The following is a 23,967-nucleotide window of genomic DNA, read 5'->3' on the forward strand; positions in this document are numbered from 1 at the left end:
GGCGAACGTCGCCCTGTAGAAGTTCACTGTGCCGCTGGAGAACGTCGCGTCGCCGAAGTGCACTGTGCCCCTGGAGAACGCCACGTCCCCGAAAGCGTGTCGGCCAGGAGAAATCCCTTGCCCCTGAGTTCGCCTGTGCCGATGAAGGTGCCGGTGCAGTGACCTCCGACGTCGGGCGGCCGAGGCGCCCTGCGGTGTACGAGAACGGCAGCACCCCCACCCTGCCGGTGCGCGACACCGACGTCGAACGAAGGAACGCGGAGCTGCGTCCCTTCGAAGAACCGGAGGGCTGCGCGCACACCGCCCGCCGTCACGCGGCTGAGCGAATTGGAACAGGCCCGGACGGTCTCGCGCGACCTGGTGAACTACCGGTCGGTGCTCGACATCGTGAAGGACCAGGGGGTCCAGCGGTACGAGGATGCCGGGATCGACGTGGGGCTGAGGGCGCGCGAACAGTACAGCTGGATCGCCGAGAGCTTCGGCTCGGTGCGCGGGGAGTCGGCCCGTACCTGGAACGAACACGCCCCACGAACCCACGTCTAGGGCCCAGCCCTCGTCCTGCCCGGCACAGCGGGGCGTACCCGCAGGTCGCTCCGACCACCGCAGCCCCAGGAGCCCGGCTGCGAGTGGGGCTCCCGACCCTCAGCCGGGTCCCGCGCCTCGGTCGTACGGGTGTGCCACGGCAGTGCGGGGGCATACGGACAGCACCCTTCGGAAGGAGCCCCGCACATGCTTGGCATAGCAGCCGCCGTCCTGTTCTTCATCGCTTTCCTGATCAACGCTGCGGACATCGGCACCAACGATGTGTTCTCGTCGGGGAACGTGACGCTGCTCGGGCTCACGGCCCTGGCTCTGCACCTCGCGGGCATCGGTGCGAGCCGTTCCCGTCACACGAGCGGACGCCGGCCCTGGTCCCGCTCCTGACTCCCGCCCGGCGGTGAGTCCCGCCCGGCGGTGAGTCCCGCGCCCTGGCGCAGTGGGCGCGCGACACCCTCGCGGGCTGCTCCGAAAGTCCGTGCGGTCCCGAGGGGAGCGATGACGACAGGTCAGGGCGGGTGCGATCCGGGCTCGCGTGGCCCACAACTCCTCGATTCGATGCGCCCGTCGAGCTCCACCGCTTCACCCGCCAGACGTGCCCGTACCTGGCGGCGTGAGCAGCCCCGGCGCGTCCACGTACACGCGCCGGGAGTGGGTGGGCGGATGGGCCTCTCAGCCGGTCGTCAAGCCTCGCGGTCCCATCTGACCGCGTGGCGCATGGAATGATCGTCAGAGGTAAGCCGCAGCTCATGAAACCCACGACGAATCCAGCCTCGGCTGACCAAGAGGCGAACTCCGGCAGCTCCGGCGCAGTGGGGCCGTCCAGCCAGGTCGAGGAGCGGGCGCCGGACAAGCTTTCGGAGTTGCCGAAGAGGTCCTGGAAAGCCGTGTTGCGCGGCACACTCAGGGAATTCAAGGACGACGAGCTGACCGACCGCGCTGCCGCGCTGACCTACTACGGGATCCTGGCCGTCTTCCCGGCTCTCCTCGCGCTCGTGAGCCTTCTGGGCATCGCGGGCGAGTCGGCCACCAGGGAGGTGCTGGACACCATCCAGAAGCTCGCCCCCGGCCCCGCTCGCGATGTGATCACCGACGCGGTGAAACAGATCCAGGGCAACAGCGGCCTGGGCTCTGTCGCCGCGCTCGTGGGCCTGGTCCTCGCCGTCTGGTCGGCCTCCGGATACATCGCCGCGTTCATCCGGTCCTCGAACGCCGTCTACGACATGCCCGAGGGCCGTCCCGTATGGAAGATCCTTCCCCTGCGCCTCGTTCTGACGGTGACACTCATGATCCTGCTCGTTCTCAGCGCGCTGATCGTGGTGTTCACCGGCGGCCTGGCACAGCAGGCGGGAGACGCCCTGGGGGTGGGTTCCACCGCGATGACGGTGTGGTCGATCGCGAAATGGCCGGTCCTGGTTCTGCTCGTCACCACGATGATCGCCCTTCTCTACTGGGCCGCTCCGAACGCGAAGGGCCGCGGCTTCACCTGGATCACCCCTGGCAGCTTCCTCGCACTCCTCCTCTGGATGATCGCGTCGGCCGGCTTCGCCTTCTACGTGGCGAACTTCAGCTCGTACAACAAGACGTACGGCGCCCTCGCGGGAGTGATCGTCTTTCTGGTGTGGCTGTGGATCTCCAACCTGGCCGTACTCCTCGGCCTGGAGTTCGACGCCGAGATGTCCCGCCAGCGCGCCGTCGCCGGCGGCCACCCCGAGGACGAAGAGCCCTATGTCGAGCCGAGGGACACCCGCGCGTGGACGGACGAGGACCGCCACCGCCTGAACTGAGCGAGGCGGGGCCCGCGCGCGCCTGCCGGGACGAACGGCCCACCCGGCAGGCGCGTCCGAAACGCCGAGGCGAAGGCGCGCAGATACGCCGACCGGCGCGTTCGTGACGACTGCGGCCGACCCGCTCGAAGTTCGGGTACGGCGAAGAGGCGGGCAGCCGTATTAGCGCCACCTTCTTGTACGGGCAGCCGGGCGACGCGCACCACTGCTCAGGGCCGCACCCCCCACGACCCGGACAGCGCGCTGCCGTGCACGAGGACGAGAGGAAGACGATGCTTCACCGCGCGTGGAACAGGGCCGACGCCGCCGTCCGACGGGTCGGCAGGGGATTCCGGGTGCCGGGGCCGGAGCGGGACGGCCTGGTGCTCGGCGCCAAGAGCGTGTGAGACGCGACGGTGGCGTGGGTGCTTGCCCGGCACCTGCTTCCGGCGGCCGTGACCACCTTCGCGCCGTTCAGCGTGCTGGTCGTGCTGGTCGTGCTGCAGGCCACGGTCTACCGGTCGATACGCGAGTGCGTCCGGTATCTGATGGCCATGGCAGCGAGCGCCGTGCTAGCCGCCACTTTGGCGGCCTGCCCCCCCGGAGTCCACTGGTGGGTGTTCGCCTTCCCGGTCCTGCTGGGGCTGACCGTCGGCAGATTCCGGCCCTTCAGGGGCCAGGGCGCTCAGGTCGCCGTCGTGGGACTGCTCGCGTACTCCGCCAGGGTAGGGCGCCTCGACTACATCGGCCACCTCACCGCATCCGTGGCGATCGGGGACGTATGCGGCCTCGGCGCACACCTCCTGCTCGCCCCCGCCCGCCACACCCAGCGCCATCAGAAGGCGGTCGCCGCCGTCTGCCGCGAGATCACGGTCGAGGACGACGCGCTCCTGAACCGCGTGGCCGACGTCCTGGAGGAGATCGGCCGGGCCGATCCGACCGTTCCCCGGCGTCTGGAGGAAGACCTCGCCCACGGCCGACGACCACCTGCGCCGCCTCCAACCACACCAGCGACCGCCGGCGGTGCCCGCCGCGCCCACGCTGCAGGGGAGGCTCCTGACGGACGCCGCCCGTTCTATGGCCGACATCCGTTCCCACCTCCACGTCGTCGCCGCCGTACGGGTGTGAAAGGCGCAGGTTCGGTGGGACCGCGCACTCAGCTCCCGTCGGGGCCGAGCGGGGCGCGCAGAGCACTTCCGCCTGCCGCCCAGGCCGCGGAGATGTGCTCGCCGAGGCGGTCCTCCAGCAGGACGGTGGCCGCGCAGCCGAAGGCGATGTCGGCCTCCAGCTCGGGCTCGTCGGCGAGGAGGCCGCCGATGACCTCGTGGCGTACCACCTGCTCGTGGACGGCGTCGGCCTCCACGTGTTCAGCGTAGAAGCGCTCTGCGGCCGGTCCCGCCCCGCAGCGCCGCATCGCTTTGGCGAGCCGCCGGGAGCCAGGGGAGGAGGTGACCTCGACGCACGCGAAATGGCCGACGAGCGCCCCGCGCAGCGCACGGTGGAGCCCGAAGAGCGACATCAGGTTGACGGTGGCGAGAAGAGGCGCGGGCGCCTGTGGGAGGTAGTGGCCGTAAGCGGGGTCGAGACCGAGGTCGACCATGAGGTCGGCGAAGAGCTGGGCGTGCACGTTCTCGGACCTGCCCGCACCGAACTCGTCGTACTCGATGGCGACCATCGCGGCCTTGGCCCGGCCGGTCAGGCGGGGAATGACCCAGACGTGGGGATCGGCCTCCTTCCGGTGGTAGAGGGAGCGCAGAGCGGCGTACTCGCGCAGCTGCCACAGCTCTCCGTCCTTCTCCAGGTGGTGGCTGAGGCTGCCGGAGAGATCCACAGGCTCGACCAGGAGCGGTGCGAACGCCTCCTCGACGGTCCGGGGTGCCTCGGCCAGCTCGCGGCGCAGAGCCTGCAGGAAGCGGTCCTCCATGGCCTGGCGCAGTCGCAGCAGGTCGGGGTCCCACTCCCGCTCGTCGCCCACTGCCTCGAAGCCGCGGTAGTGCAGCTCGTAGAGCAGGTAGAGCGCCAGGTGCAGGTCCTCGCCCCACGGGTCCGCCTCGCTGACCGCCCGGCGCGTGTCCACCGGAGCGGCTCCGGCCCGCAGCGCCTCGACGACGCGGTCGGACAGCTCCCCACGCCCGTCGACCAGACGAGGCCCGCTCGTGGTCGCCGGCATGGTGACGCTGGGTGTGGTCATGAGAGGGTTCCTGTCCTCACTGGGTCGGGCGAGCCGTCCGCACTGCTCGCGAGGACGATGGCTGGTGTCGCACCACGGGTAGGTGCGACTGCGACGGCAGGTGCAGACCGCGGTCGTGAACCGGTCGGAACGCACGCGGGCCCCGTCAGCGAGGACGACCTCGATCGGGCCTTCCACCAGAACCGGGCCCTGCGGGTCCACGGTCACCCTGCGTGCTGGAGCCCTGTCCGCTGCCGGATACTCGGGGATGTCAGAGGTACTGGGCACGGATGACCACCAGCTCCTCGAGATTCTCGGCTGTGGCCGCCAGGCCCTGCTGCTCCAGCCAGGCTCGACGGGAACGCAGGACGGGTCCCCAGGGAACGAACGCGCGGGCGGTCACCTCCGCGTCCATCCCCGCAGCGGCCAGCAGGCCGAGGGATTCCCGCGCTCCACACATGCCGGAGTGGACCATGAGCAGGACGCCGCCCGGACGCAGCAGGGTGGGGGCGTGAAGACAGATCCGGTCGATGACGGCGCGTCCGTCACGGCCGGCATCCCACGCGCGCTCCGGCCCCCGCACGGGAAGGCCTGCTGCCGGTGCCGGGACGTAGGGCGGATTGGAGATGACGAGGTCGAACCGGCCACCAGGGAGCCCCGACGCGAAGTCGCCGTGGACCAGACGCAGGGGCAGGCGCCGCCGGAGGGCGTTCAGCCGCGCGGTGACCACAGCGCGCCACGACACATCGACCGCAGTGACCTTGGCGCCCCGGCGTGCCGCCTGAAGCGCCAGGGTGCCGGTGCCCGTCCCGATCTCCAGGACATCCGCTCCGGGCAGCAAGCTCTCCTGAGCGAGTGCTTGAGATATGAGGTGGGTGTCGCCCTGAGGCCGGTACACGCCCGGGAGGGCGAACAGCCCGGCGGGCAGCGCCCCCGACGTGAAAGCCGTACTGGTCACGGTGTACCTCCGTGAGGGGTGGGACCCGCTCGCGAGCCGGCGGCCGTCGGCCGCTCCGCTCCACTGCCCCCGGCCGGAGAGCTCATCCGCATATCGGGTGATCACTTCGGCGACGCACCCGCGGCGGCTTCACGGAAGAGCCGCACAGCAGCCCGGGACGGCATGGACGAGTAACCCTCCATCTGGATCATTCTCCGGGGTCTTCCACGATCGCGCGCGTTGTCGCGCCGCAGGAGGCTGCTGCCCGGGCCGGGCGGGGCTATGCACCGGGCGCCGCGTCGGCTGCCGTACGAGACCCCGAGCAGGAGAGCGACCACTACGACGGCCGGGCCTTCGGTCGCGAGGTGGTGGGTGCCTGTGCCCCCTCGCGAGGCGCTGCGGGCGCCTCGGCGGTCGACCGAACCGCGCGTGACAGGCGGCGAGCTTCGGACCGGGAGGGGCCGAGGCTCGACTCATCGGTATGGGGGTGACAGGTGGAAGCACTGGTATACGAGGCGGTTCGGCGGGGACATCTCCTCTATGACTTCCCACGATGGCGGCCCCGACGCGGCGCACCACAAACCCCAGGATGTCAGCGACGCGACCGTGGAGGCGCTGGGCTCCCTCTCCAAAGCGCTGGAGACCGTCGAGCGCGCTCGCGGTCACCTCTACGGTTTTCATCAGCTGACCGGCACGGCTGACTTCGAGCTGGACCAGGCGGTCGATCTGCTGCGTGCCGCCGGACATGACGACTGGGCGGACCGTGTGGAGTCCGAGATCGTCGGGCGCAACGTGATTCCCGGTCATTGGACCTTCCAGATCGTCGAGGCCTATGACCGGACGTACTACGAGCCCTTCCGTGACCTGGAACGCGGCGCGGTGGCCGACCTCGCCGACGGACGGCCGCACCTCTTGGAGGCCCGTCTGAAGGAGGCACGGCGCACAGCCGGTCACTCCGACCACACGGCCCGCCCGGGCGCGTCCCCCACGAAGGGCTCTTCGAGCGGAGACGGTGGTCCGCCACGGACCGGACGCCCGTGACGTCCCGATGCCCGTGATGTCTGGACGACCGAGGGTCGTTCGACGCCGTGCGCTGCCACATGTACCGGGGACCGCACGGACCGACGACAACCGCGACGGACGTCACCCGCGCCCGCCGACCTCCAGTCATCGGCTCCAGCGACTTCCCCGAGGCACGTGACGACCCGGGCTTGTCGAACCAACCCTTGGACAGCACCCCTGGCACCCTGCCACGAGCTGTCAGGCACTCCAGGGAGTCGGCCCCAGTCGCGGACTCGACATCGAGGGCGCTTGCCGGGCGACCCCCAGGCGGAGAGACACGAGGCCGTTGCCTTTCGGGTTCTGGTGGTAGAGGGATCTGCGGGAGGCGTGCACCGTACGCCGGGCGAGACAGAGCTCGCCGGCCGGGACGTGACAGGTGGTGCACGGCACCGCGTAGGCGCCCTGCCGGAACCGGGCCGCGGTCGCGTGCGCGGCGTCGTGCGCCGCATCCGCGGCAGGGGAGGGGATGACAGCGGTGAGGGGCATCAGGCGGTCCTGGTGGCCAGGAAGCGAGGGGCGGCCCCCTCGCTCGGGGTCGTGGCTGCGGTCGAGCATGCGCTCCTCCTGCCCCGTAATGATCTGACAATGTGTGAGCGGCATGTAGTACGCGGTGCCAAGCCTCTTCTCCCCGGAGCCCAGCCGATGTCCCACACTGTCAGCACGGCTTTGTGCCGCAGCAGTTCGTGGTTCACCAGAACGAACAACCTTGATCGCCGGGTGCCGTGCGGCGGTGCTGACGGCTTCATCACTCCCCGCACCAACCACAGCGCTCCCCGCGCCGCGAGACGGTAGCTGTAGTGACGCGCTGCACGGCTCCGGTCAGTGCCTCCAAGCTTTGGGCCGACGGCCGATGGCCCCGGGGCCGACGGGCTGGAGCCGACCGAAGAGCAACTGCACGCTATCCACGCGGCCCTCATTGCCGTCGCCACTCTCTACCTGGTCAACGAGGACGCCCTTTGCCTGATCGTGGAGGCATCGCAGACGCGAGTCCTGACAAGTGCCTTGCTCAAGCGACAACGAGACCGCGCCCGCGCAAGCATCCGCGACAGGGGAGAATTCGGCCGGGCCCTGCCCCGTGCCATGCTCTGCAAGCCCGGCGGCACTCCATGACGATGCTCCGCCGGGCACCAGCAAGGCCGGGACCGCCCAGGACCACCTGGCTTGATCCCTGCGCGATCACACCGGATACGTTGTCACCTATGTCTCTCCGACCGCGCAGCCGCGAAGAGTTCGCCACCTTCGTTCGTGACCTGCACTACGACTTTCGTGCTTACGGCGACGAGTGGGAGAACAACACCTTGGAGGGCTTCCTCGAAGCGCTTGCCGCATGGGTGCACGACTCCCCGGGTGCCTACGGCAACGCAGGAGAACAGATACCGCCCGACGGTGACTGGACCTTCATGGCCCGAGCCCTCCAAGCGGCCACCGTCTACGAGTAAAGGACATCCACAGCACCGGACCGTTCACGCGTGCTGAGGACCAGCGACGTCGAAATCGTGCCGGTCGAGCTCGGCGAGCGGCCCTGGCAGAACAGCTGATGGATGACTGTCAGCGTAGGACATCGATCGCTTCCTGCGAGATCCTGACAGTACGCACGACGTCCCCGGTCACCGGGCGTGCGCCGCGCCGCGGCCGGGTCGGTCGCCGACAACGTGCCGTTGCCCCCTCAGGCCGCTGACACGGCGATTCAGGTGCGCTTCTCAGAGAGGGTGCGGAACTGCAGGGTGACCTCGGCGGCCTTCGGGAGGCTCTCCTCCTCCAGGAACATCACGCTGCCGGAGGTGCCGGCGTCGGTCCACGCACAGATGATCGGTTGTCCGCCGCCGGTCGGGGCCATGTGACCGCAGCTCAGCTGGCCGCCCCACGGGCCCGCCTCGAAGGCGGTGACCTCGGTCGCCCTGGCTCCGCCGAAGAAGTTGCGCATCTCTTGCGACATGGTGTCCCTGTGCTTCTCCGCGGCCAGTTCCGCGTCCCACTCGGCGGCGTTGATCTGGAGTACGGCGCCCACCGGCCTTTCGTCGGGACCGTCGTAGAACCAGCGCTTGCCCGAGGGCTTGTTCTTGCCGGCACCCAGCTGCTCGAACTCGGCCGCTTCCTCGCCGGTGAGCAGCCGGTACGCGCCGACGCTCGGGGCGGCGTCGATGACACGTTCCGGGACGGCCGGGGTCGCTTCGGCCGTGGGCGGATCTCCTTCGTAGGTACACGCTCGCACCAGACCCGCGGCGGCGACGACGAGCAGTACACCGACGATGATGTTGTGCCGGCGTACGGCGGTCGAAACAGCTCGTTCGGCGTCAACCGCCCTGGCCGGCACAGGGCCTCGCCGCCACGCCCTGGTGGCGAACCAGATGACGGTCATGGCCACGGCTGTGACGAGGAGCGCCCCTATGGCCTGGCCTGCGGCGAAGCTCTGCGAGGTCGGGTCGATGGACAGTGTGATCATGCCCGGAATCGTAGACACGCTCGTATGCGTGTTCGCATCGATCGGTAGTCACGATCGCGCATCGACAGACCCGCCGGGGCGACCCTTGCGCCGGCGGTCAAGGCCTGGAGGCGACCATGCGATCACGTCCGGGCCTGGCACGGGGACGGCCGATGTGGCCGATGGTGCCGGCCGAGATGTGGGAAGAATTCCCAGCCCACCCATGGATCGCAGCACGAGGCGTAGGGGGGAAGGGAGCCGCAGGCGCTGCCAGCGATCCGCCCCCGCCCTCTGAATCAGTGCTGAGACAGCCGCAGGACCGTCCACCAGTCCACGCTCGCCCCGGCCGAGTTCTTCGAAGCGGACGCCTCGGGAGTGGCAGGATCTCCTCGGCATCGTGTTTGCTAGGGCGGTTGCTCGGGTTCCGGGAGGGACTCTGTCGTCCGCCGGGCGCCACGAGGGTCCCAGCCGGCTTCTGTGCCGGCCATTGATCAGGCAGCGTCCACATCACCACGGGGGAGCATATGACGAGGAAGAACTCTCAGACGGCGGCTGCCGCCACGACTGCCGGCGCGGCCGGACGAGTGCCGGTCGCGCTGTTCAGCGATGAGATGTCCGTGGTGATGAGCCCCCTTGCGGGTCCAGCGCGGGGTCTGCCGCAGCCGCTGGAGGTTCTGGTCTGGCAGGCCCCGCCCGCCCTGGAGGACGAGCAGAGCCCGAACTGACCGCACCCTGCCCACACGGGCCCCGGCGATCGGCTGTCCGCCGACGGCATCTGACTCATCACCCATCCCAGTCCCAGCCGATTATCTCCTGCGGTGAGCCAAGGGCCGGCGGCAGGTGTGTGGTCCCAAGCTCGCGGACCGCATGACACCCCCTGCCTTCCTGGCCGCGCGGGCAGCCGACCGTTACCCCGCGCTAGCTCGACCCCGCGATCAGGGGGCGGAGCCGGGCGAGTGCCTGAGAGGCGTTCGCCGCCGTCCGCGCGGCGGCTTCTCGCGTGTCGATCGCGGCCTGCGCCGGGAGCTGCATGGTCGCGTAGAACTCCAGCTGGTTCATCGCGTCGGCGCGGGCCGGCGCGGGAAGGTCCATCAGGTCTCGTTCCTCGATCGTGAACGGTCCGTACTTGTTCTCGGTCAGCTCGCTCAGCATGCGCCAGGTCGGATCGTTCGCCGACAGGATGTAGCTCAGCACAGCGTTCTTCTTCGACTCCTCCGACATGTTGGCGAAGTCGACCAGCCGGGGGACCCCCTTCCCACGCCCACGTGGCTTGTTCAGCTTCTCCCGGCCCATGGCACCTACCTCCCTAGCACCGCGCGGTCGGCGACCGCAGCGTCTCCGAAGCGCACAACGACCGCACACAGAGCCGGGCTATGGCATTCACTCCCCGAGGCCCCGTACGCGCCCCCGGACAACCTCACGCCCCGTCGACCGCCCCCGGAGCAGCGCGGGCCACCAGGGCGAGGTTGCCGGGCCACGGCGTAGCGATCAGAGGCTGATCTCGCCACCCGGTGCACGCGCGCGCATGTCCGCCTGCCTCCCGAGGTGCCCGCTCGCGGGCGCACGTAGTGTGATGCCACCGTCTTCGCTCCTGCTCGCTGGGCGAGGCTGACCGGAAGGCACTGGGAACATGACTGGGCAACGCGACCGTTGGGCGGAACTGACCGGCGGACAATCCGGAGAGGGCTACGCTGACCGTTTCGCGCAGCTCGCCGAATCCGGTCACGACATCCACGGCGAGGCCGCCTTCTGCACCGCTCTGCTGAATCCCGCCGCCCGGGTGCTCGACGCAGGCTGCGGCACCGGTCGGATCGCGATCCGACTCGCGGAGCTGGGCCACCACTGCACCGGCGTGGACGTCGATCCCTCGATGCCCGCCGTGGCCCGCCGGGACGCGCCCACGCAGGAATGGCTCTTCGGTGATCTGGCCCGCCTGGACACCCTCGGCCTGGATCAGGGCTTCGACATGGCACTCGCCGCCGGAAACGTCATCCCCCTGCTGGCCCCGGGCACCGAACCCATGGTTGTCCGGCACCTGGCCGCCGCGCTGCGCCCCGGCGGTCTACTGGTCACGGGCATGGGGCTGGACGCAGCGCACCTGCCGCTGCCGGAACCCACCGTGACCCTGACCGAGTTCGACCACTGGTGCACCCAGGCCGGACTGACCCTGCGGCAGCGCTACGCCACCTGGAGCGGTGATCCCTACTCCCAAGGCTGCGGCTACGCCGTCAGCGTCCACTGCCTTTCCGCCACGTGAGTCCGCGCCTTCGTGCGACGGTCCCGTCCGAACAGGGGCCCGAGTGACTCATTGACTTGGTGGTCCGCATCCCACGACGGGGGCACGGTGTCGGACCCGATCACGCATGCGATCGGGAGTCCGATGCCGGCGGGTCGGAGGGTCAGGCGGTCAGGGCTTGGTCGAGGGTGGGGTGGCAGGGGATGAAGGTGTCGATGCCGACCAGGGTCAGGACGCGCAGGACGGCATCCTGGGCGCCGGCGATACGGAGCCATCCCTGTGCGCCTGCGGCCTGGCGGTGGGCGACGATGAGGATGTTGATACCGCTGGAGTCCAGGAAGGTCACTCCTTCCAGGTCCGCCACGATCCGCGGCGATGCCGCCCCGTGCGGGGGCATCAGGGCGGCGCTGAGGACGTCCCTGCTGGTGTGGTCGATCTCGCCCGCCAGGGCTACGACACGGACGCCGTCGACCGTGTGATGCGTGATCAACAGCCGTGCGGGTCGGGTCGATTCCTCGTTGTCGCTCATGTTCTCCTCACCCGCGCATACGTTTCTCCCCGGACGGGAGTGGGTGGGACGATTCTGCCCCACCGCACAGGCCCGCTTCACGCGGACGGCCGCACCGCTCACCCACGCATCGCGTAGGGGCCGGCCGGGCGGGTGACCGCGCCGCGTGGAAGGGAAGGAGGACGAGGCCGGTTGGAACCCCACGGTGATGGCGACGGCAGCGACCCACCCCGGCCGGACCGGTACCTCCTGCGCGCCGGCTACGCGTTCGAGGGCGACAGCGCATGCATCGCCGCCGCCCGCCACCGAGCCACCGCCCTCCCCAGGCAAGCCCGAACCGAGCACCGTCTGCCGGTGTCGGAACGCGGAGAGGATGCGGTCGTCGCATGCGCGCGCCTTGGCCAGATCTACCGGTGCTCGCCTTCCCTCGCCGACCGCTAGGCCGAATCCGCGACTGATGTCCGTGCCCCATGACACGCTGGCAGCGTGATCATGCAGCCCCCTCGCGACGCGGCCGACTTCGCCTTCAACCCGACCGATGGCCTGGACATACCCGTCGTCGTGCGCGACTTCAGCTCGCTTCGGCGGCCCTCCGAATCTCTGTGGAGGCATGCCACCCAGCCGTGGCCGGGGGTGGCCGACATGCCTTCGTACGGGACCTACCTGGCGACCACGACCTGGCGTCAGGTCCTCCTGGCGGCCAAGGGCGTCGGGCGCGACCTGAGCCCGTGGCTGAGCCGCACCCCCTGGCTCGCCGTCAACGAGCTCATCTCCCGCATCGCCCCCCTCCAGGCCTACCTCCAGCTCAAGAACGTGCCCGCATCCGCGCCCGCGGCCGGCCGCAGGCTCTTCGTGAACGCTCTCTACCAGTACGGCAGTGAGCGCAGCGCCCACTCCGCCTTCGGCTACCACTTGGGCATGACGATGGCGCACTGGCTCTGCGCCGGGATGGCCGGTCTGGGGAGCACCTGGCACCTCGAGGCCCGAGGTCCGGGCGGCCTGCCCGGCTTCACCGACCCGGCTGCCAAGCTGCCCGACCTGTGGGGCAACCACCACGCCGCCGGCCTGCCCTGGCTGATCGAGGCGAAGGCAGCCCGCGCACTCGGCGCCGGCGTGCTGAAGAACGGGAGAATCCAGCTGGACGGCGGCAGCGCCCTCATGTCCGGCATGGCACACCGGCAGGTTCTCTGCGGCACGTCGCTGCCCGGCAATACGCCCGGCACGTGGGAGAACGACCACCTGTTCCTGGCCCTGCATACGGCCCACCCCCACGGCGGCCCGCTGACCGGAGCCTCCCCGGCCGGTCCGCGAGGCGACGCGGAGGATCACGTCGCAGACGACCCCGAGGCCCTGATGGCCGTCACCCGGCAGCATCTCCTGACGTACCGGGCCTTGGCCTTCGGGGTCGTGGAGCAGCGGCGCGTCGTTCCGATGCGCCGCGATCGTACGGAGCGCGGGCGCCACCCCACCGGTTCCCTGACGCTGCTGGAACACGACGAATCCACCACTGGCCTGCGCCGTCGGCTGCGCGCACAGCGGGTGGACACCGAGGGGAGCCTGGCGTCGCACACGGACGCCACCGCGTTCATCGCCGCCCGCGTCCCCGGCACCGGCATCCACCTCGGTCTCTCCCGCCGCCTCTACGCCGCGTGTGCGGCCCTCCACTTCCAGCAGACCGACATGCCCGACACCGTGGCCTTCGCCGACGTCCCCCGCCTGAACGGCCCCGGTTCGGGTCAGGACCAGGAGGACGACGAGGCCCGCGAGCAGTACGCGCGTCGGGCTCGACAAGCCCACGACGAGCAGGAGCAGCGGTACGGGGCGCGCGTTCGTGAGGCGGTCGGCGCGGCCTTCCGGCTGGCTGAGGAACACCCGGAGGACAGCTGGCTCACGGGCCCACTTCCTGCCGTACGCGTGGACGATCCCGACAAGCCCCCGCTTCTCGAAGCCGCCACGGCGGAGAGTTACCTGGCCATCGAGCCGACCGACCCCGCCCTTTCCACGGCGGGCCGCCCCGCCTGAGCTTGTCCGTCGGCTGCGGCGCAACGGGAGTGACCGGCCGGCCGCACAAGGGCCGGGAACGCACCCGGACCGGCGTGGCATGACCCTGAGGGCCCCGTCACCTCGAAGCAAGTCCAACATTTTTCAACATCTTGATGTACGCACCAGTGATTGTCTCGGCGCGAGCAACTGGCGTGCCCAGTCGCGCATCCTGGCCGGGTAACGGTGGCGTATCGAACCCGAGCCATCATGACGCGCTGTTGACTTTTGATGGAAACGGCGATTTTCTGTGGTGCATCGAGTTGATTCGCGATCGACTGTGGTGACTTCGTCGCTCTGAAGTGCCCGGTCGTCCGCTCTCGCGCCGTCGTCGGACAGGGGCGGAACCGTCGTTCCCTCCACCCCGCGATCCCCCGCGAGTTCATCTGATCCTGTGTCCCGCCGGCCGACCACGCGCGGCCCGTCCCAGCAAGGGGAATGACATGTTCACTGAATACAACAGGCGGCCGGTGGCGGCGGTCGTCCTGGGCCTGGCCTCCGTGCTCGCGCTGACCTCCTGCTCCAGTGGCCAGCAGACGGCCGGCCCGGGCGGGGGAGAAGTCGCCAAGGTCGACGGCAAGATATCCCTGACCTACCTTCAGAAGCAGGGCGACCAGGAGTACTTCGTCGGCGAGGCGGCCGGCGCCCAGGCCAAGGCGGACGAACTCGGCATCGACCTGAAGGTCGTCAACCTCGGCAACGACGCGAACAAGACCATCAGCGAGGCCCAGTCGGCGATCTCGCAGAAGAGCGACGGCCTGATCGTCGTCGTCCCCGACCCGGCCGTCGGGCCCCAGGTCGCCCAGATCGCCAAGGACGCCAAGGTCGCCCTCCTCACCTCGGACGACCAGATCTGTACGACCGGCCCGGACCCGTCCTCCTGCCCGGCCGACGCACTGGTGCCCCGGATCGGCTTCAGCGGCGCCCAGATGGGCGGCGAGGTCGGCAAGCGCGCCGCCGCCGAGTTCAGGAAGGCGGGCTGGAACCCCGCGGAGACCCGTACCCTCTCCGCCTGGAAGCAGGACGTGACCGTCTGCGCCGACCGCGTCAAGGCCGCCAAGGAGGCCTTCGCCGCCGACTCCGGAGCCACGGTGCGGAACATCGACGTCCCCACCGACAACAGCCCCACCGGCGCACAGGACAAGATCGCGGCCACCGTCACCGCCAACCCGGGCGTCAAGCACTGGGTGGTCTGGGGCTGCAACGACGAGAACGTCCAGGGCGGGGTGACCGCGCTCGAGAACGCCGGCTTCAAGGCCGACGACGTCATCGGCGTGGGCCTCGGCGCCTACCTGGCCTGCAAGAACTGGAGCTCCGGCAAGCCGTCCGGCATGAAGGCCGCGCTGTTCATCAACGGCGAGGACGTCGGCGCCCTGGCCGTGCAGACCATGTACGACAAGCTCAAGAACGGCAAGGCCTTCCCCAAGGAGGCCTTCGCCCCGACCACGATGGTCGACGCCTCCACCTGGAAGTCCGCCGGAGTCACCTGCGGCTGAGCCGCGGCCCCCAAGCGCCGGTGCGGCGGCCCGTCCCGCCCGCCGCACCGGCTCTCCCGGCCGCCCGCCGCATCGCCGTACCGGCGGGGTCCCCGCCGCCCGGCGCTCCGCCCCCATCCCTCCAGCACGTGAGGCCACCATGACCACACCCGGCACCCCACCCTCCACGACGGCGACCCCAGGTGCCGGTGTCGCCGTCGAGAACATCACCAAGCGCTTCGGCACCGTCCAAGCCCTCGGCGGCGTCACCCTGGCCTTTCCCCCGGGACAGGTCACCGCCCTCATGGGCGAGAACGGCGCGGGCAAGTCCACGCTGCTGAAGATCCTCACCGGCGACCACCAGCCCACCGAAGGACGCGTTCTCCTCGACGGGGCGCCGGTCTCGTTCGCCTCGCCGCAGGACGCGCGCAGGGCCGGGATCCGCATCATCCCGCAGGAGCCGGAGATCATCCCGCACGTCTCCGTGGCGGAGAACGTCTACGCCGGATCCCTCCCCCGTAAGGCCGGCCGACGTCTGGACCGCGCCGAGCTGCGCCGCAGGATCACCGCCGACCTGGCACGGCTCGGCTTCGAGAAGGTCATCGACCCCGATCAGCTCGGATCCCGACTGACCCCCGCCCAGCGGCAGTTGGTGGAGATCCTGCGGGCCCTCACCGGCGAGGCCAAGGTCATCGCCTTCGACGAGCCGACCTCCTCGCTCGCGGAGAACGAGGCCGAGGCCCTGTTCGCCCTGATCGGCCGACTGCGCGCCCAGGGCATCGCGATCGTCTACGTCTCCCACCGCATGAAGGAGATCTTCCGGCTCGCGGACCGGATCGCGGTGCTCCGCGACGGCGCCTCCGCCGGAGTCCTCGACGCCGCGCGGACCACCGAGAGCGAGGTCGTGCGGATGATGGTCGGCCGCGACCTCTCCTCGCTGTTCGTACGGCAGGACGTCGCCCGGGACGAGGTCGTCCTCGAACTGGACGGCGTCACCACCGACGACGTCACCGACATCAGCCTCCGCGTCAGGGCCGGAGAGGTCGTCGCCCTCGCCGGGCTGATGGGCGCCGGACGCTCGGAGCTGGGACTCGCGCTCGCCGGCGACCGCCCCCTGCGCGCCGGACGGATCACCCTGAACGGCCGGCCCCTGCGGCTGCGCAGTCCCAAGGACGCCATCCGGGCCGGCATCGGTCTGGCCCCCGAGGAGCGCAAGGCCCAGGCCCTCTTCCTGCAGCGCTCCGTCCGCGACAACACCTCCCTGGTCAGCCTGGAGCGCCTGCGCCGGATGCGCTTCGTCCGCAGCGGACGGGAGAGGGCCGTCGCCCAGGAATTCTCCGACCGGCTCAGGGTGCGCACCCCGTCCATCGAGCACGAGGTGCGCAAGCTGTCCGGCGGCAACCAGCAGAAGGTCGTCCTCGCCCGGTGGCTGCTGCGCCGGCCGAAGGTCCTGATCCTCGACGAACCCACCCGGGGCATCGACATCGGCGCCAAGGCGGAGATCTACCGGATCATCGCCGACCTCGCGCGGGACGGCGTCGCCCTGCTCGTGATCTCCTCCGAGCTCCCCGAGGTGCTCGGACTCGCCGACCGCGTCGTGGTGATGCAGAGCGGTCGCATCACCGGCGAACTCGCCCGCGCCGAGGCGACCGAGGAATCGATCCTCAACCTGGCCATGGCCGAGGACCTGGCCACGGCCGAAGCTCCCGTCACCCCGGCCGCCGCACCGCCCCGTACCGACTCCGCCCATGGAGGCCCCCGATGACCACCGCCACCACCTCCCCGGCCGAGACCGGGAAGGACCCCTCGACGGCCCGCGGGCGTTCGCCGCTGGTCGCCCTCGGCGGGCAGAACCTCAGCCTCATCGGTGCGCTCGTCGTGGTGCTCGGGCTGTTCGGCGCCCTTAACGAGAACTACCTGAGCTGGGCCAACATCCAGGTCATCGGCGAAGCCGTGACGATCACGGGTCTCCTCGCCATCGTCCAGACCGTCGTCATCATCTGCGGCGGCCTGGACATCTCGGTCGGCTCGCAGGCGGGCCTCGCGTCCGTGGTCAGCGCGATGGCCTTCACGTCGGCCGGCTCCGACCCGTACCTCGGCATGGGGGCCGCACTGCTCGTCGGGGCCCTCGTCGGCGTCGTGAACGGCGTGGCCATCGTCTACGGGCGGGTCAATCCGACCATCGCCACCCTCGCCGGGCTCGCCGCGTACAAGGGCGTCGCCCAGTTGGTCTCCGACGGGCGCGCTCAGGGCTACGTCCTCAACGACCCGGTCTTCGTGTTCCTCGGCCGCGGCAAGATCGCCGGCCTGCCGGTGATGATCTGGATCCTCATCGTCGTCGCGCTCGCCGTGCACGTGATGCTCAGGTACACCGACATCGGCCGCAACCTCTACGCGATCGGCGGCAACGACACCGCCGCCCGACTGGCCGGCATCAACATCAACAAGTACCTCGTGGCGGTCTACGCCCTCATCGGCGTCGTCGCCGCCGTCGCGGGCATCCTGCTCACCGCCCGCACCGGCTCCGGCCAGCCCGTCTCCGGCAGCGAGGGCCTGGAACTCAAGGCCATCACCGCCGCCGCGCTCGGCGGCTGCGCCCTCAAGGGAGGCAAGGGAGGGGTCGGCGGCACCCTGCTCGCCGTCGCCCTCCTCGGCGCCCTGGAGAACGGCCTGACGGTCGAGGGCATCAACACGTTCTGGCAGAACGTCGCCCAGGGCGCCCTGCTCGTGGCCGCGGTGGTGATCCAGCAGCGCCGCAACGGCGAACGGGCCGTCGGACTTCCCCACTGACCTGCTCCGCTGGCTGTACGGGTGAGGCCCGCCCCCTTCCGAGGGGGCGGGCCTCACCCGTACAACGAGCGGAACGTACACGTCACCACTCGGCCTGCGAGCCGTCGTCGCGCCGCCACACCGGGTTGCGCCAGCGGTGACCGGTCTCCGCGGCGCGCTCCACGGCCTTCTCGTCGATCTCGATGCCCAGCCCCGGAGCGGTGAGGAGCCCGACGTGACCGTCGTCGTAGCGGAAGACCGACGGGTCCACGAGGTAGTCGAGCAGGTCGGAGCCCTCGTTGTAGTGGATGCCCAGGCTCTGCTCCTGGATCAGCAGGTTGGGAGTGGCGAACCCCACCTGGAGGCAGGCCGCGAGCGCGATGGGCCCGAGCGGGCAGTGCGGGGCCAGCGAGACGTCGTACGCCTCCGCCATGGCCGCGATCCGCCGTACCTCCGAGATCCCCCCGGCGTGGGAGAGGTCGGGCTGGGCGACCGCCACCCCCGACTCCAGGACCTTCTTGAAGTCCCAGCGGGAGTAGAGGCGTTCACCGGTCGCGATTGGAACGCTCGTGGACCGGACGACGTCGCCGATGCGGTCGCTCAGCTCGGGCACCACCGGCTCCTCGACGAAGAACGGCAGGTATTCCTCCAGGAGCGGCACGACCCGCCGGGCCATCGGGAGCGTGAGTCGGCCGTGGAAGTCCACGGCGATGTCGAAGTCGTCGCCCACCCGCTCGCGGACGCTCGCCACCCGCGCGACGATGTCGTGCACGGCGTTCGGTGTGTCGATGAGCCGCAGCTGCGCCGAGGCGTTCATCTTGATCGCGGTGAAGCCCTCGTCGCGGCGCGCGGCCGCCGCCTCGGCGACGTCGGTCGGGCGGTCGCCCCCGATCCAGCTGTACACCCTTATCCGGTCGCGGACGTTGCCGCCGAGCAGCTGCCACACCGGAACGCCCAGGGCCTTGCCGGCGATGTCCCACAGCGCCTGGTCGATGCCGGCCACCGCGCTGGAGAGCACCGGGCCGCCCCGGTAGAAGCCGCCCTTGGTGAGGACCTGCCAGTGGTCCTCGATCCGCAGGGGGTCCTTGCCGACGAGGTAGTCGGAGAGCTCGTCGACGGCGGCGGCCACGGTGTGCGCGCGGCCCTCGACGACCGGCTCGCCCCAGCCGGTGACGCCCTCGTCGGTGTCGACGCGCAGGAAGCACCAGCGGGGGGCGACCAGGTAGGTGCGCAGGGAGGTGATCTTCACTTGGACTCCTTCTTCACGGTCCAGCCGCCGTCCACGGCCAGGCTCGTTCCGGTGATGTACGAGGCCTCCTCGGAGGCCAGGAAGGCGACGGCGGCGGCCACTTCCTCGGGGCGGCCGAGCCGGGAGAGGGCGGTCGCGCGCGCGGACAGTTCGAGGTCGTCCTCCGCCACGCCGTCCCAGGTCTCGGTGAGGATGGGGCCCGGGAGAACGGAGTTGAAGCGCACGTCGGGCCCGTACTCGACGGCGAGCTGGCGGACGAGCGCGCACATGCCGCCCTTGGCCGCCGCGTACGCCGGGTAGCCGGGCAGGCCGAACAGCGCGTGCACGCTGGACGTGGCGACGAAGGAGCCGCGCGCGGCGCGCAGGTCCTCGACGAAGGCGCGGACCGCGAAGTAGACCGCCGTGAGGTTGACGGACATCTCGCGGTTCCACTCCGCGGCGGTCAGATCGTGCGCGGCGGCGTCCCGGTGCGTGAACGCGTTGCTGTGGACGATGCCGACGGGACCGAACAGCGCGTGCGTACGCTCGCGCAGCGCGTCCCAGTCCTTCTCGTCGGAGACGTCGCAGCGCACGAACGCGGCGCGCCCGCCGACGACGCGGATCCTCTCCGCGAGCTCCGCGCCGGCCTCCTCGGCGATGTCGGCGAGGACGACGGACGCCCCTTCTGCGGCCAGGCGGACGGCGACGGCCGCGCCGATGCCGGAGGACGCGCCGGTGACCACGGCGGTCCTCCCGTGGAAACGGTTCATGACGATGCTCCTGTGTGGGTGTCGGGGGACGGGGGAGGGCGGCCCGGTCAGCGGGTGACGTCCTCGCCGTGGAGGAGGCCGAGTTCGGCGCGCCGGGGCAGGCCCTCCCAGTCGCCGCGTACGGCGACGGTGAACGCCCCGCACACGGCACCGGTCCGCAGCCGGTCGCGCGGCGGCGCGCCGTCGAGCAGGGCCGCGAGGTATCCGGCGACGAAGGAGTCGCCGGCCCCGATGGGGTCGACGGGCGTGACGGGGACGACGTCCTGGCGGACGGTTCCGTCACGGGTGGCGGCAAGGGCGCCGCGCGACCCGAGCTTGAGCACGGCCTCCCGCGGGCCGAGGCGCAGCAGCGCTTCGGCCATGGCGGCCGGCTCCGCCCCGGGAACGAGGAGCGCGGCCTCCTCCGGGCCGGCGAAGACGATGTCGGACCGGGCTACGAGGTGGGCGAGTTCGGTGGCGGCCTCCTCGCGGGACCACAGCAGGGAGCGGTAGTTGAGGTCCAGGGAGACCGTGACGCCGGCCGCCCGGGCGGTCTCGACGGCGTGCCGAACCGCCGCCCGGGGGGCGTCGCCGAGCGCGGGCGTGATGCCGGTGACGTGCAGGATCCGTGCCCCGGCGACGAGCCGCTCGTCGACGTCCCCCGGCGCGAGGCGCGAGCCGGCCATCCCGCGGCGGTAGTACACGACGCGGGTGTGGTTGCCGGTACGGCGTTCCCGCAGCATCAGTCCGGTCGGAGCGCCGTCGTCCTCGACGGCGCGGGTCACGTCGACGTCGGCGGCCCGCAGGCCGTCGAGGATCATCGTGCCGCCTGCGTCGGTGCCCACCCGGCCGGTCCAGGAGGTGGTGTGGCCGAGCCGGCGCACGCCGATCGCGACGGTGGCCTCCGCCCCCGCGAAGGTGAGGCGCAGCGGTGCCCCGTGGGCGAGGGGGCCGGGGTCGGTCGCGGCGGCGACGATCATCGCCTCGCCGAGCGTGACCAGGGCCGGCGTGCCCGGGGCGGCGGACGGGCCGGTGCGCGCCGTCACGAGCGGATCCCGTGCAGGAGGGTGGCGGCCCGTTCGCGCAGGGCGTCCAGGCTCCCGCCCTCGCAGGCGTCGCCCACCAGGGGACCGCCCATGCCGAGGGCGGTGGCACCGGCCGCGAGGTAGGCGGGAGCGCGGTCCAGTGAGATCCCGCCCGTCGGCACGAGGGGGACCGATCCGAGGGGCGCCCGCACGGCGCGTAGGTATTCCGGTCCCCCGACCGAGGCGGGGAACAACTTCACCATGGTGGCGCCTGCCTGCCACACGGAGAGGATCTCGCTCGGGGTGAACGCGCCGGGAAGCACCGGAACCCCGAGCCGCCGCGCTTCGGCGACGACGTCGAGACAGGTCGCGGGCGTGATCAGGTACGTGGCGCCCGCCTCGACGGCCCGCCGCGCGTCGGCCGGGGTGACGACCGTGCCGGCGCCGAGTGCCAGTCCGTCGGGTTTGGCGGCGGCGTACTCGCGCAGTGCGTCCAGGACGCCGGGGGTGGTGAGGGTGAACTCCACGGCCCGTACGCCGGATGCGTGGAGGGCGTCGGCGACGTCCGGGAAGTGCCGGGGCGATGCGGAGCGGAGGATGGCGATCACCGGCGTCGTGGTGAGGGCGTCGATCAGTTCGGTCATGACAGGGGTCCCTGATGGTCGGGGGCGGTGGTGTCGGAAGCGGGTGCGGCGCCGGCCGAGGGCGCGGGGCCGTCCGCGAACGGGGGTACGGGCAGGCCCGTGGCGCCCGGGCGGCAGACGAAGAGGCGCCCGGCGTCCGGCTCGTCGCGCAGCTGCTCGGGGGTGCGCCCCTCGGTGGCGGTGGTGATCACCAGGACGTCGAGGTCGGGCCCGGCGAAGGCGCAGCTGGAGACGTGGGCGGCCGGGACCTCCACGACGGCGTACGGCTCGCCTTCGGGGGTGAACGCGCGTACTTCGCCCGCTCCCCAGACCGCGACCCAGACCCGGCCCTCGGTGTCCACGGCGAGGCCGTCCGGCTCCTCGCCCTCGCCGAACCGGGCGAAGGGGCGTCGGCCGGAGAGGGTGCCCGTGGAGGCGTCGTAGTCGAAGACGTCGACGCGGCGCGTCGGGCTGTCGGCGAAGTAGAGCAGCCTCCCGTCCGGGCTCCAGCCCAGGCCGTTGGAGATGGTCACCGAGTCGAGCAGGGTGGCGACCGTGCCGTCCGGGTCCAGGCGGTACAGGGAGCCCGCGCCCTCGGTGAGGTCGTAGGCCATGGTCCCGGCGAGCAGACGGCCCCGGGGGTCGCACTTGGCGTCGTTCATGCGCCGGCGCACCCCGTCGTCGGCGACCGCCGGCACGGCCAGCCGGGAGTGGCCACCCGCTTCCGTGACGTTCAGGAAGTCCGTACCGGCGGCCGCGATCATGCCGCCGGAGGCACGGGGCGCCACGGCCCCCACGGGCCGGTCCAGGCTGAGGGTGACCAGCGGGGCCACGTCGGGCAGCCCGCTTCCGTCGGCCCGCTCCACGAGGCCGCCGCGGTGGACGAGGCCCGCCGTGATGTCCACCCAGAGGAGTTCTTGTCGGTGCCGGTCCCAGACCGGCCCTTCGGAGAGTAGTCCCGGCTCGGGGGCGCAGGGGACTGCGTTCCATCGCATGTCGTTGCTCCTTCTCAGGTCCCGCCCTGTGACTCTAGGAGTTCGTCTAACCCCTGTAAATACTCTTCCTCCAATGTATGGAATAAGGTCGGGCGCGTGCACCCACGCACGCTCACGCACCCGATCAGGAGGACGCGGCCGATGGTCAAGCGGACCGCCCAGGACATCCGCCGCAGCAATCGGTTCGACGCCCTGCGCCGTGTGTACGCCGCGCCCGGCGAGGCGAGCCGGCAGGACATCGCCGCGGCCACCGGCCTGTCCTTCGCCACCGTGGCCAATCTCGTCGCGGAACTCATCGAGGCCGACGTGCTCGTGGAAGCCGGCCACGAGGACTCCGGTGGCGGACGTCCGCGCGCCCGCCTCGCGGTCAACGCCGGTCGCGGTGCCCTGCTCGGCGTCGATGTCGCCGAAACGGCCGTCCAGGCCCAGCTGTTCGACCTGGAGCTGAGGGTCCTGGGCGACGTCGAGCTCCCCCTGTCCGGGGAGCGGGTCCGGCCCGCCGACGTCGTGGACGCGATCGTGACCGCCGTCGAGCACCTGCTGGCGGCCTCGGGCACCCCGCCGTCCCGGGTGCTCGGAGTGGGCGTCAGCGTGCCCGGACCGGTCGAGCGGGAGGGGGGCGTGTCCGTCTTCTCGCCGTACTGGTCCTGGCGGGAGGTCCCGCTGCGCGCCCTGCTCGCCGAACGGCTGGCGATGCCCCTCTACCTGGACAACCCGCTGAAGGCCGCCACGGTCGCCGAGATGTGGTTCGGCGCGGGCCGGGACGTCGACGACCTGGTCGTGGTGACCCTGCGCGGCGGCGTGGGCGCGGGCATCGCGGTCGGCGGGACGCTGTACCGGGGCGCCACCAACAGCGCGGGGGAGTGGGGGCACACCTGCCTCGTCCTGGACGGGCGGGAGTGCCGCTGCGGGAAGAAGGGGTGCGTCGAGGCGTACGTGAGTACGGCCGGCGTCGCCCGGACGGTGCGGGAACTGGACCCGGAGGGCGCGCTGTTGCGCGAGGGGGACGAGACGGAGGCGGTCGACGTCCTGGCCCGCGCGGCGGCCGCGGGGGACCCGGTGGCCGTCGAGGCGGTCGCGCGGACCGCGCGCTATCTGGGCGCGGCGGTGGCCAACCTGCTCAACCTCTTCAATCCGCAGACCCTGGTGATCGGCGGGCCGACGGCGGAACGGCTGGGCGAGCGCCTCCTGTCGCGGACCCGGGAGGCCGCGGCGGACCATGCCCTGCCCCAGTCCCTGCGCGCGGCGGAGCTGAGACTGAGCACCGTCCCGGACAACCCGGTGGCCCTGGGCGCCGCGACGTTCGCCCTGGAGGGGTTCCTCGACGACCGGGAGACCTTCGGGTCGGTGAAGGCCGGACGCCGCGCCGCCCGGAGCCGGGCGGCGTCCTGAAGGAGCCGGAGGGCCGGGCGCCCGCCCCCCGGA

The 23,967-nt window shown here is 71.2% G+C and carries 24 protein-coding genes and 1 pseudogene; 12 read left to right on the plus strand and 13 right to left on the minus strand.

Annotated elements, in window-relative coordinates:
- Positions 1-327 precede the first annotated feature (327 nt).
- The 3 genes from ABT129_RS28065 to ABT129_RS28075 all read left to right on the plus strand — a co-directional run bounded on the left by ABT129_RS28065 (position 328) and on the right by ABT129_RS28075 (position 2,324).
- Positions 328-543: a hypothetical protein gene (locus tag ABT129_RS28065; RefSeq protein ID WP_502981939.1), complete on the plus strand. Its 216-nt coding sequence runs from the start codon at positions 328-330 to the stop codon at positions 541-543.
- Between the two features lie 186 nt (positions 544-729).
- Positions 730-924 (plus strand): hypothetical protein, encoded by a 195-nt coding sequence (locus ABT129_RS28070; RefSeq protein ID WP_351907178.1) that lies wholly within the window; start codon positions 730-732, stop codon positions 922-924.
- Positions 925-1,286: 362 nt separating this feature from the next.
- Entirely contained in the window at positions 1,287-2,324 is a 1,038-nt protein-coding gene (locus tag ABT129_RS28075; RefSeq protein WP_502981940.1) for a YihY/virulence factor BrkB family protein, read from the plus strand.
- Between the two features lie 551 nt (positions 2,325-2,875).
- Here ABT129_RS28075 and ABT129_RS28080 read toward each other — a convergent pair.
- The 4 genes and pseudogenes from ABT129_RS28080 to ABT129_RS28095 all read right to left on the minus strand — a co-directional run bounded on the left by ABT129_RS28080 (position 2,876) and on the right by ABT129_RS28095 (position 5,431).
- A complete protein-coding gene (locus ABT129_RS28080) occupies positions 2,876-3,277 on the minus strand; it encodes a hypothetical protein (protein WP_351907182.1) in 402 nt (133 codons plus the stop codon).
- Positions 3,278-3,459: 182 nt separating this feature from the next.
- On the minus strand, positions 3,460-4,494 hold the full coding sequence (locus ABT129_RS28085) for an iron-containing redox enzyme family protein (RefSeq protein WP_351907291.1): 1,035 nt from the start codon (positions 4,492-4,494) through the stop codon (positions 3,460-3,462).
- 66 nt (positions 4,495-4,560) lie between these two features.
- Positions 4,561-4,761 (minus strand): annotated as a pseudogene (locus ABT129_RS28090) (CDGSH iron-sulfur domain-containing protein); the annotation flags it as partial.
- Positions 4,745-5,431, minus strand: coding sequence for a HemK2/MTQ2 family protein methyltransferase (locus ABT129_RS28095; RefSeq protein WP_351907184.1), 687 nt, complete (start codon positions 5,429-5,431; stop codon positions 4,745-4,747). The pseudogene ABT129_RS28090 and the gene ABT129_RS28095, both read right to left, overlap by 17 nt.
- Positions 5,432-5,950: 519 nt before the next feature.
- Here ABT129_RS28095 and ABT129_RS28100 point away from each other — a divergent pair.
- A complete protein-coding gene (locus ABT129_RS28100; protein WP_351907186.1) occupies positions 5,951-6,451 on the plus strand; it encodes a hypothetical protein in 501 nt (166 codons plus the stop codon).
- A 219-nt stretch (positions 6,452-6,670) separates the two neighbouring features.
- Here ABT129_RS28100 and ABT129_RS38100 read toward each other — a convergent pair whose 3' ends face one another.
- Entirely contained in the window at positions 6,671-7,072 is a 402-nt protein-coding gene (locus ABT129_RS38100) for a hypothetical protein (protein ID WP_502981941.1), read from the minus strand.
- Between the two features lie 599 nt (positions 7,073-7,671).
- Here ABT129_RS38100 and ABT129_RS28105 point away from each other — a divergent pair.
- On the plus strand, positions 7,672-7,911 hold the full coding sequence (locus ABT129_RS28105) for a DUF7660 family protein (protein WP_351907188.1): 240 nt from the start codon (positions 7,672-7,674) through the stop codon (positions 7,909-7,911).
- 248 nt (positions 7,912-8,159) lie between these two features.
- On the opposite strand, the gene ABT129_RS28110 is transcribed toward ABT129_RS28105, so the two are convergent.
- A complete protein-coding gene (locus ABT129_RS28110) occupies positions 8,160-8,915 on the minus strand; it encodes a hypothetical protein (protein WP_351907190.1) in 756 nt (251 codons plus the stop codon).
- 503 nt (positions 8,916-9,418) lie between these two features.
- Here ABT129_RS28110 and ABT129_RS28115 point away from each other — a divergent pair.
- Entirely contained in the window at positions 9,419-9,619 is a 201-nt protein-coding gene (locus ABT129_RS28115; protein WP_351907192.1) for a hypothetical protein, read from the plus strand.
- 193 nt (positions 9,620-9,812) lie between these two features.
- On the opposite strand, the gene ABT129_RS28120 is transcribed toward ABT129_RS28115, so the two are convergent.
- Positions 9,813-10,187, minus strand: coding sequence for a hypothetical protein (locus tag ABT129_RS28120; protein WP_351907194.1), 375 nt, complete (start codon positions 10,185-10,187; stop codon positions 9,813-9,815).
- A 337-nt stretch (positions 10,188-10,524) separates the two neighbouring features.
- On the opposite strand from ABT129_RS28120, the gene ABT129_RS28125 reads away from it, so the two are divergent.
- Positions 10,525-11,151, plus strand: coding sequence for a class I SAM-dependent methyltransferase (locus tag ABT129_RS28125; protein ID WP_351907196.1), 627 nt, complete (start codon positions 10,525-10,527; stop codon positions 11,149-11,151).
- Positions 11,152-11,293: 142 nt separating this feature from the next.
- On the opposite strand, the gene ABT129_RS28130 is transcribed toward ABT129_RS28125, so the two are convergent.
- Positions 11,294-11,659, minus strand: a complete 366-nt coding sequence (locus ABT129_RS28130) for an STAS domain-containing protein (RefSeq protein ID WP_351907198.1) — start codon at positions 11,657-11,659, stop codon at positions 11,294-11,296.
- Positions 11,660-12,124: 465 nt separating this feature from the next.
- On the opposite strand from ABT129_RS28130, the gene ABT129_RS28135 reads away from it, so the two are divergent.
- From ABT129_RS28135 to ABT129_RS28150, 4 genes are all read left to right on the plus strand, one after another.
- Positions 12,125-13,660, plus strand: coding sequence for a hypothetical protein (locus ABT129_RS28135; RefSeq protein ID WP_351907200.1), 1,536 nt, complete (start codon positions 12,125-12,127; stop codon positions 13,658-13,660).
- Positions 13,661-14,121: 461 nt separating this feature from the next.
- A complete protein-coding gene (locus tag ABT129_RS28140) occupies positions 14,122-15,174 on the plus strand; it encodes a substrate-binding domain-containing protein (protein ID WP_351907202.1) in 1,053 nt (350 codons plus the stop codon).
- 139 nt (positions 15,175-15,313) lie between these two features.
- Positions 15,314-16,918, plus strand: a complete 1,605-nt coding sequence (locus ABT129_RS28145) for a sugar ABC transporter ATP-binding protein (RefSeq protein ID WP_351907204.1) — start codon at positions 15,314-15,316, stop codon at positions 16,916-16,918.
- On the plus strand, positions 16,915-17,943 hold the full coding sequence (locus ABT129_RS28150) for an ABC transporter permease (protein ID WP_351907206.1): 1,029 nt from the start codon (positions 16,915-16,917) through the stop codon (positions 17,941-17,943). Before ABT129_RS28145 ends, ABT129_RS28150 begins: the two co-directional genes overlap by 4 nt.
- 82 nt (positions 17,944-18,025) lie before the next feature.
- On the opposite strand, the gene dgoD is transcribed toward ABT129_RS28150, so the two are convergent.
- From dgoD to ABT129_RS28175, 5 genes are read right to left on the minus strand one after another with little or no spacing between them, the layout of a single operon-like run.
- Positions 18,026-19,171, minus strand: a complete 1,146-nt coding sequence (dgoD, locus tag ABT129_RS28155) for a galactonate dehydratase (protein ID WP_351907208.1) — start codon at positions 19,169-19,171, stop codon at positions 18,026-18,028.
- Entirely contained in the window at positions 19,168-19,920 is a 753-nt protein-coding gene (locus ABT129_RS28160; RefSeq protein ID WP_351907210.1) for an SDR family NAD(P)-dependent oxidoreductase, read from the minus strand. Before ABT129_RS28160 ends, dgoD begins: the two co-directional genes overlap by 4 nt.
- Before the next feature lie 47 nt (positions 19,921-19,967).
- Positions 19,968-20,945 (minus strand): sugar kinase, encoded by a 978-nt coding sequence (locus ABT129_RS28165; RefSeq protein WP_351907212.1) that lies wholly within the window; start codon positions 20,943-20,945, stop codon positions 19,968-19,970.
- Positions 20,942-21,568 carry a bifunctional 4-hydroxy-2-oxoglutarate aldolase/2-dehydro-3-deoxy-phosphogluconate aldolase gene (locus ABT129_RS28170; RefSeq protein ID WP_351907214.1) on the minus strand — a complete coding sequence of 209 codons (627 nt, stop codon included), beginning with the start codon at positions 21,566-21,568 and terminating at the stop codon, positions 20,942-20,944. Before ABT129_RS28170 ends, ABT129_RS28165 begins: the two co-directional genes overlap by 4 nt.
- Positions 21,565-22,542 carry an SMP-30/gluconolactonase/LRE family protein gene (locus ABT129_RS28175; protein ID WP_351907216.1) on the minus strand — a complete coding sequence of 326 codons (978 nt, stop codon included), beginning with the start codon at positions 22,540-22,542 and terminating at the stop codon, positions 21,565-21,567. The genes ABT129_RS28170 and ABT129_RS28175 overlap by 4 nt, the downstream gene beginning before the upstream one ends.
- Before the next feature lie 141 nt (positions 22,543-22,683).
- Here ABT129_RS28175 and ABT129_RS28180 point away from each other — a divergent pair, with 141 nt between their 5' ends.
- On the plus strand, positions 22,684-23,934 hold the full coding sequence (locus ABT129_RS28180) for an ROK family protein (RefSeq protein ID WP_502981944.1): 1,251 nt from the start codon (positions 22,684-22,686) through the stop codon (positions 23,932-23,934).
- Positions 23,935-23,967 lie beyond the last annotated feature (33 nt).

The organism is Streptomyces sp. NPDC002057 (genome assembly GCF_040296665.1).
Lineage (GTDB): Bacteria > Actinomycetota > Actinomycetes > Streptomycetales > Streptomycetaceae > Streptomyces.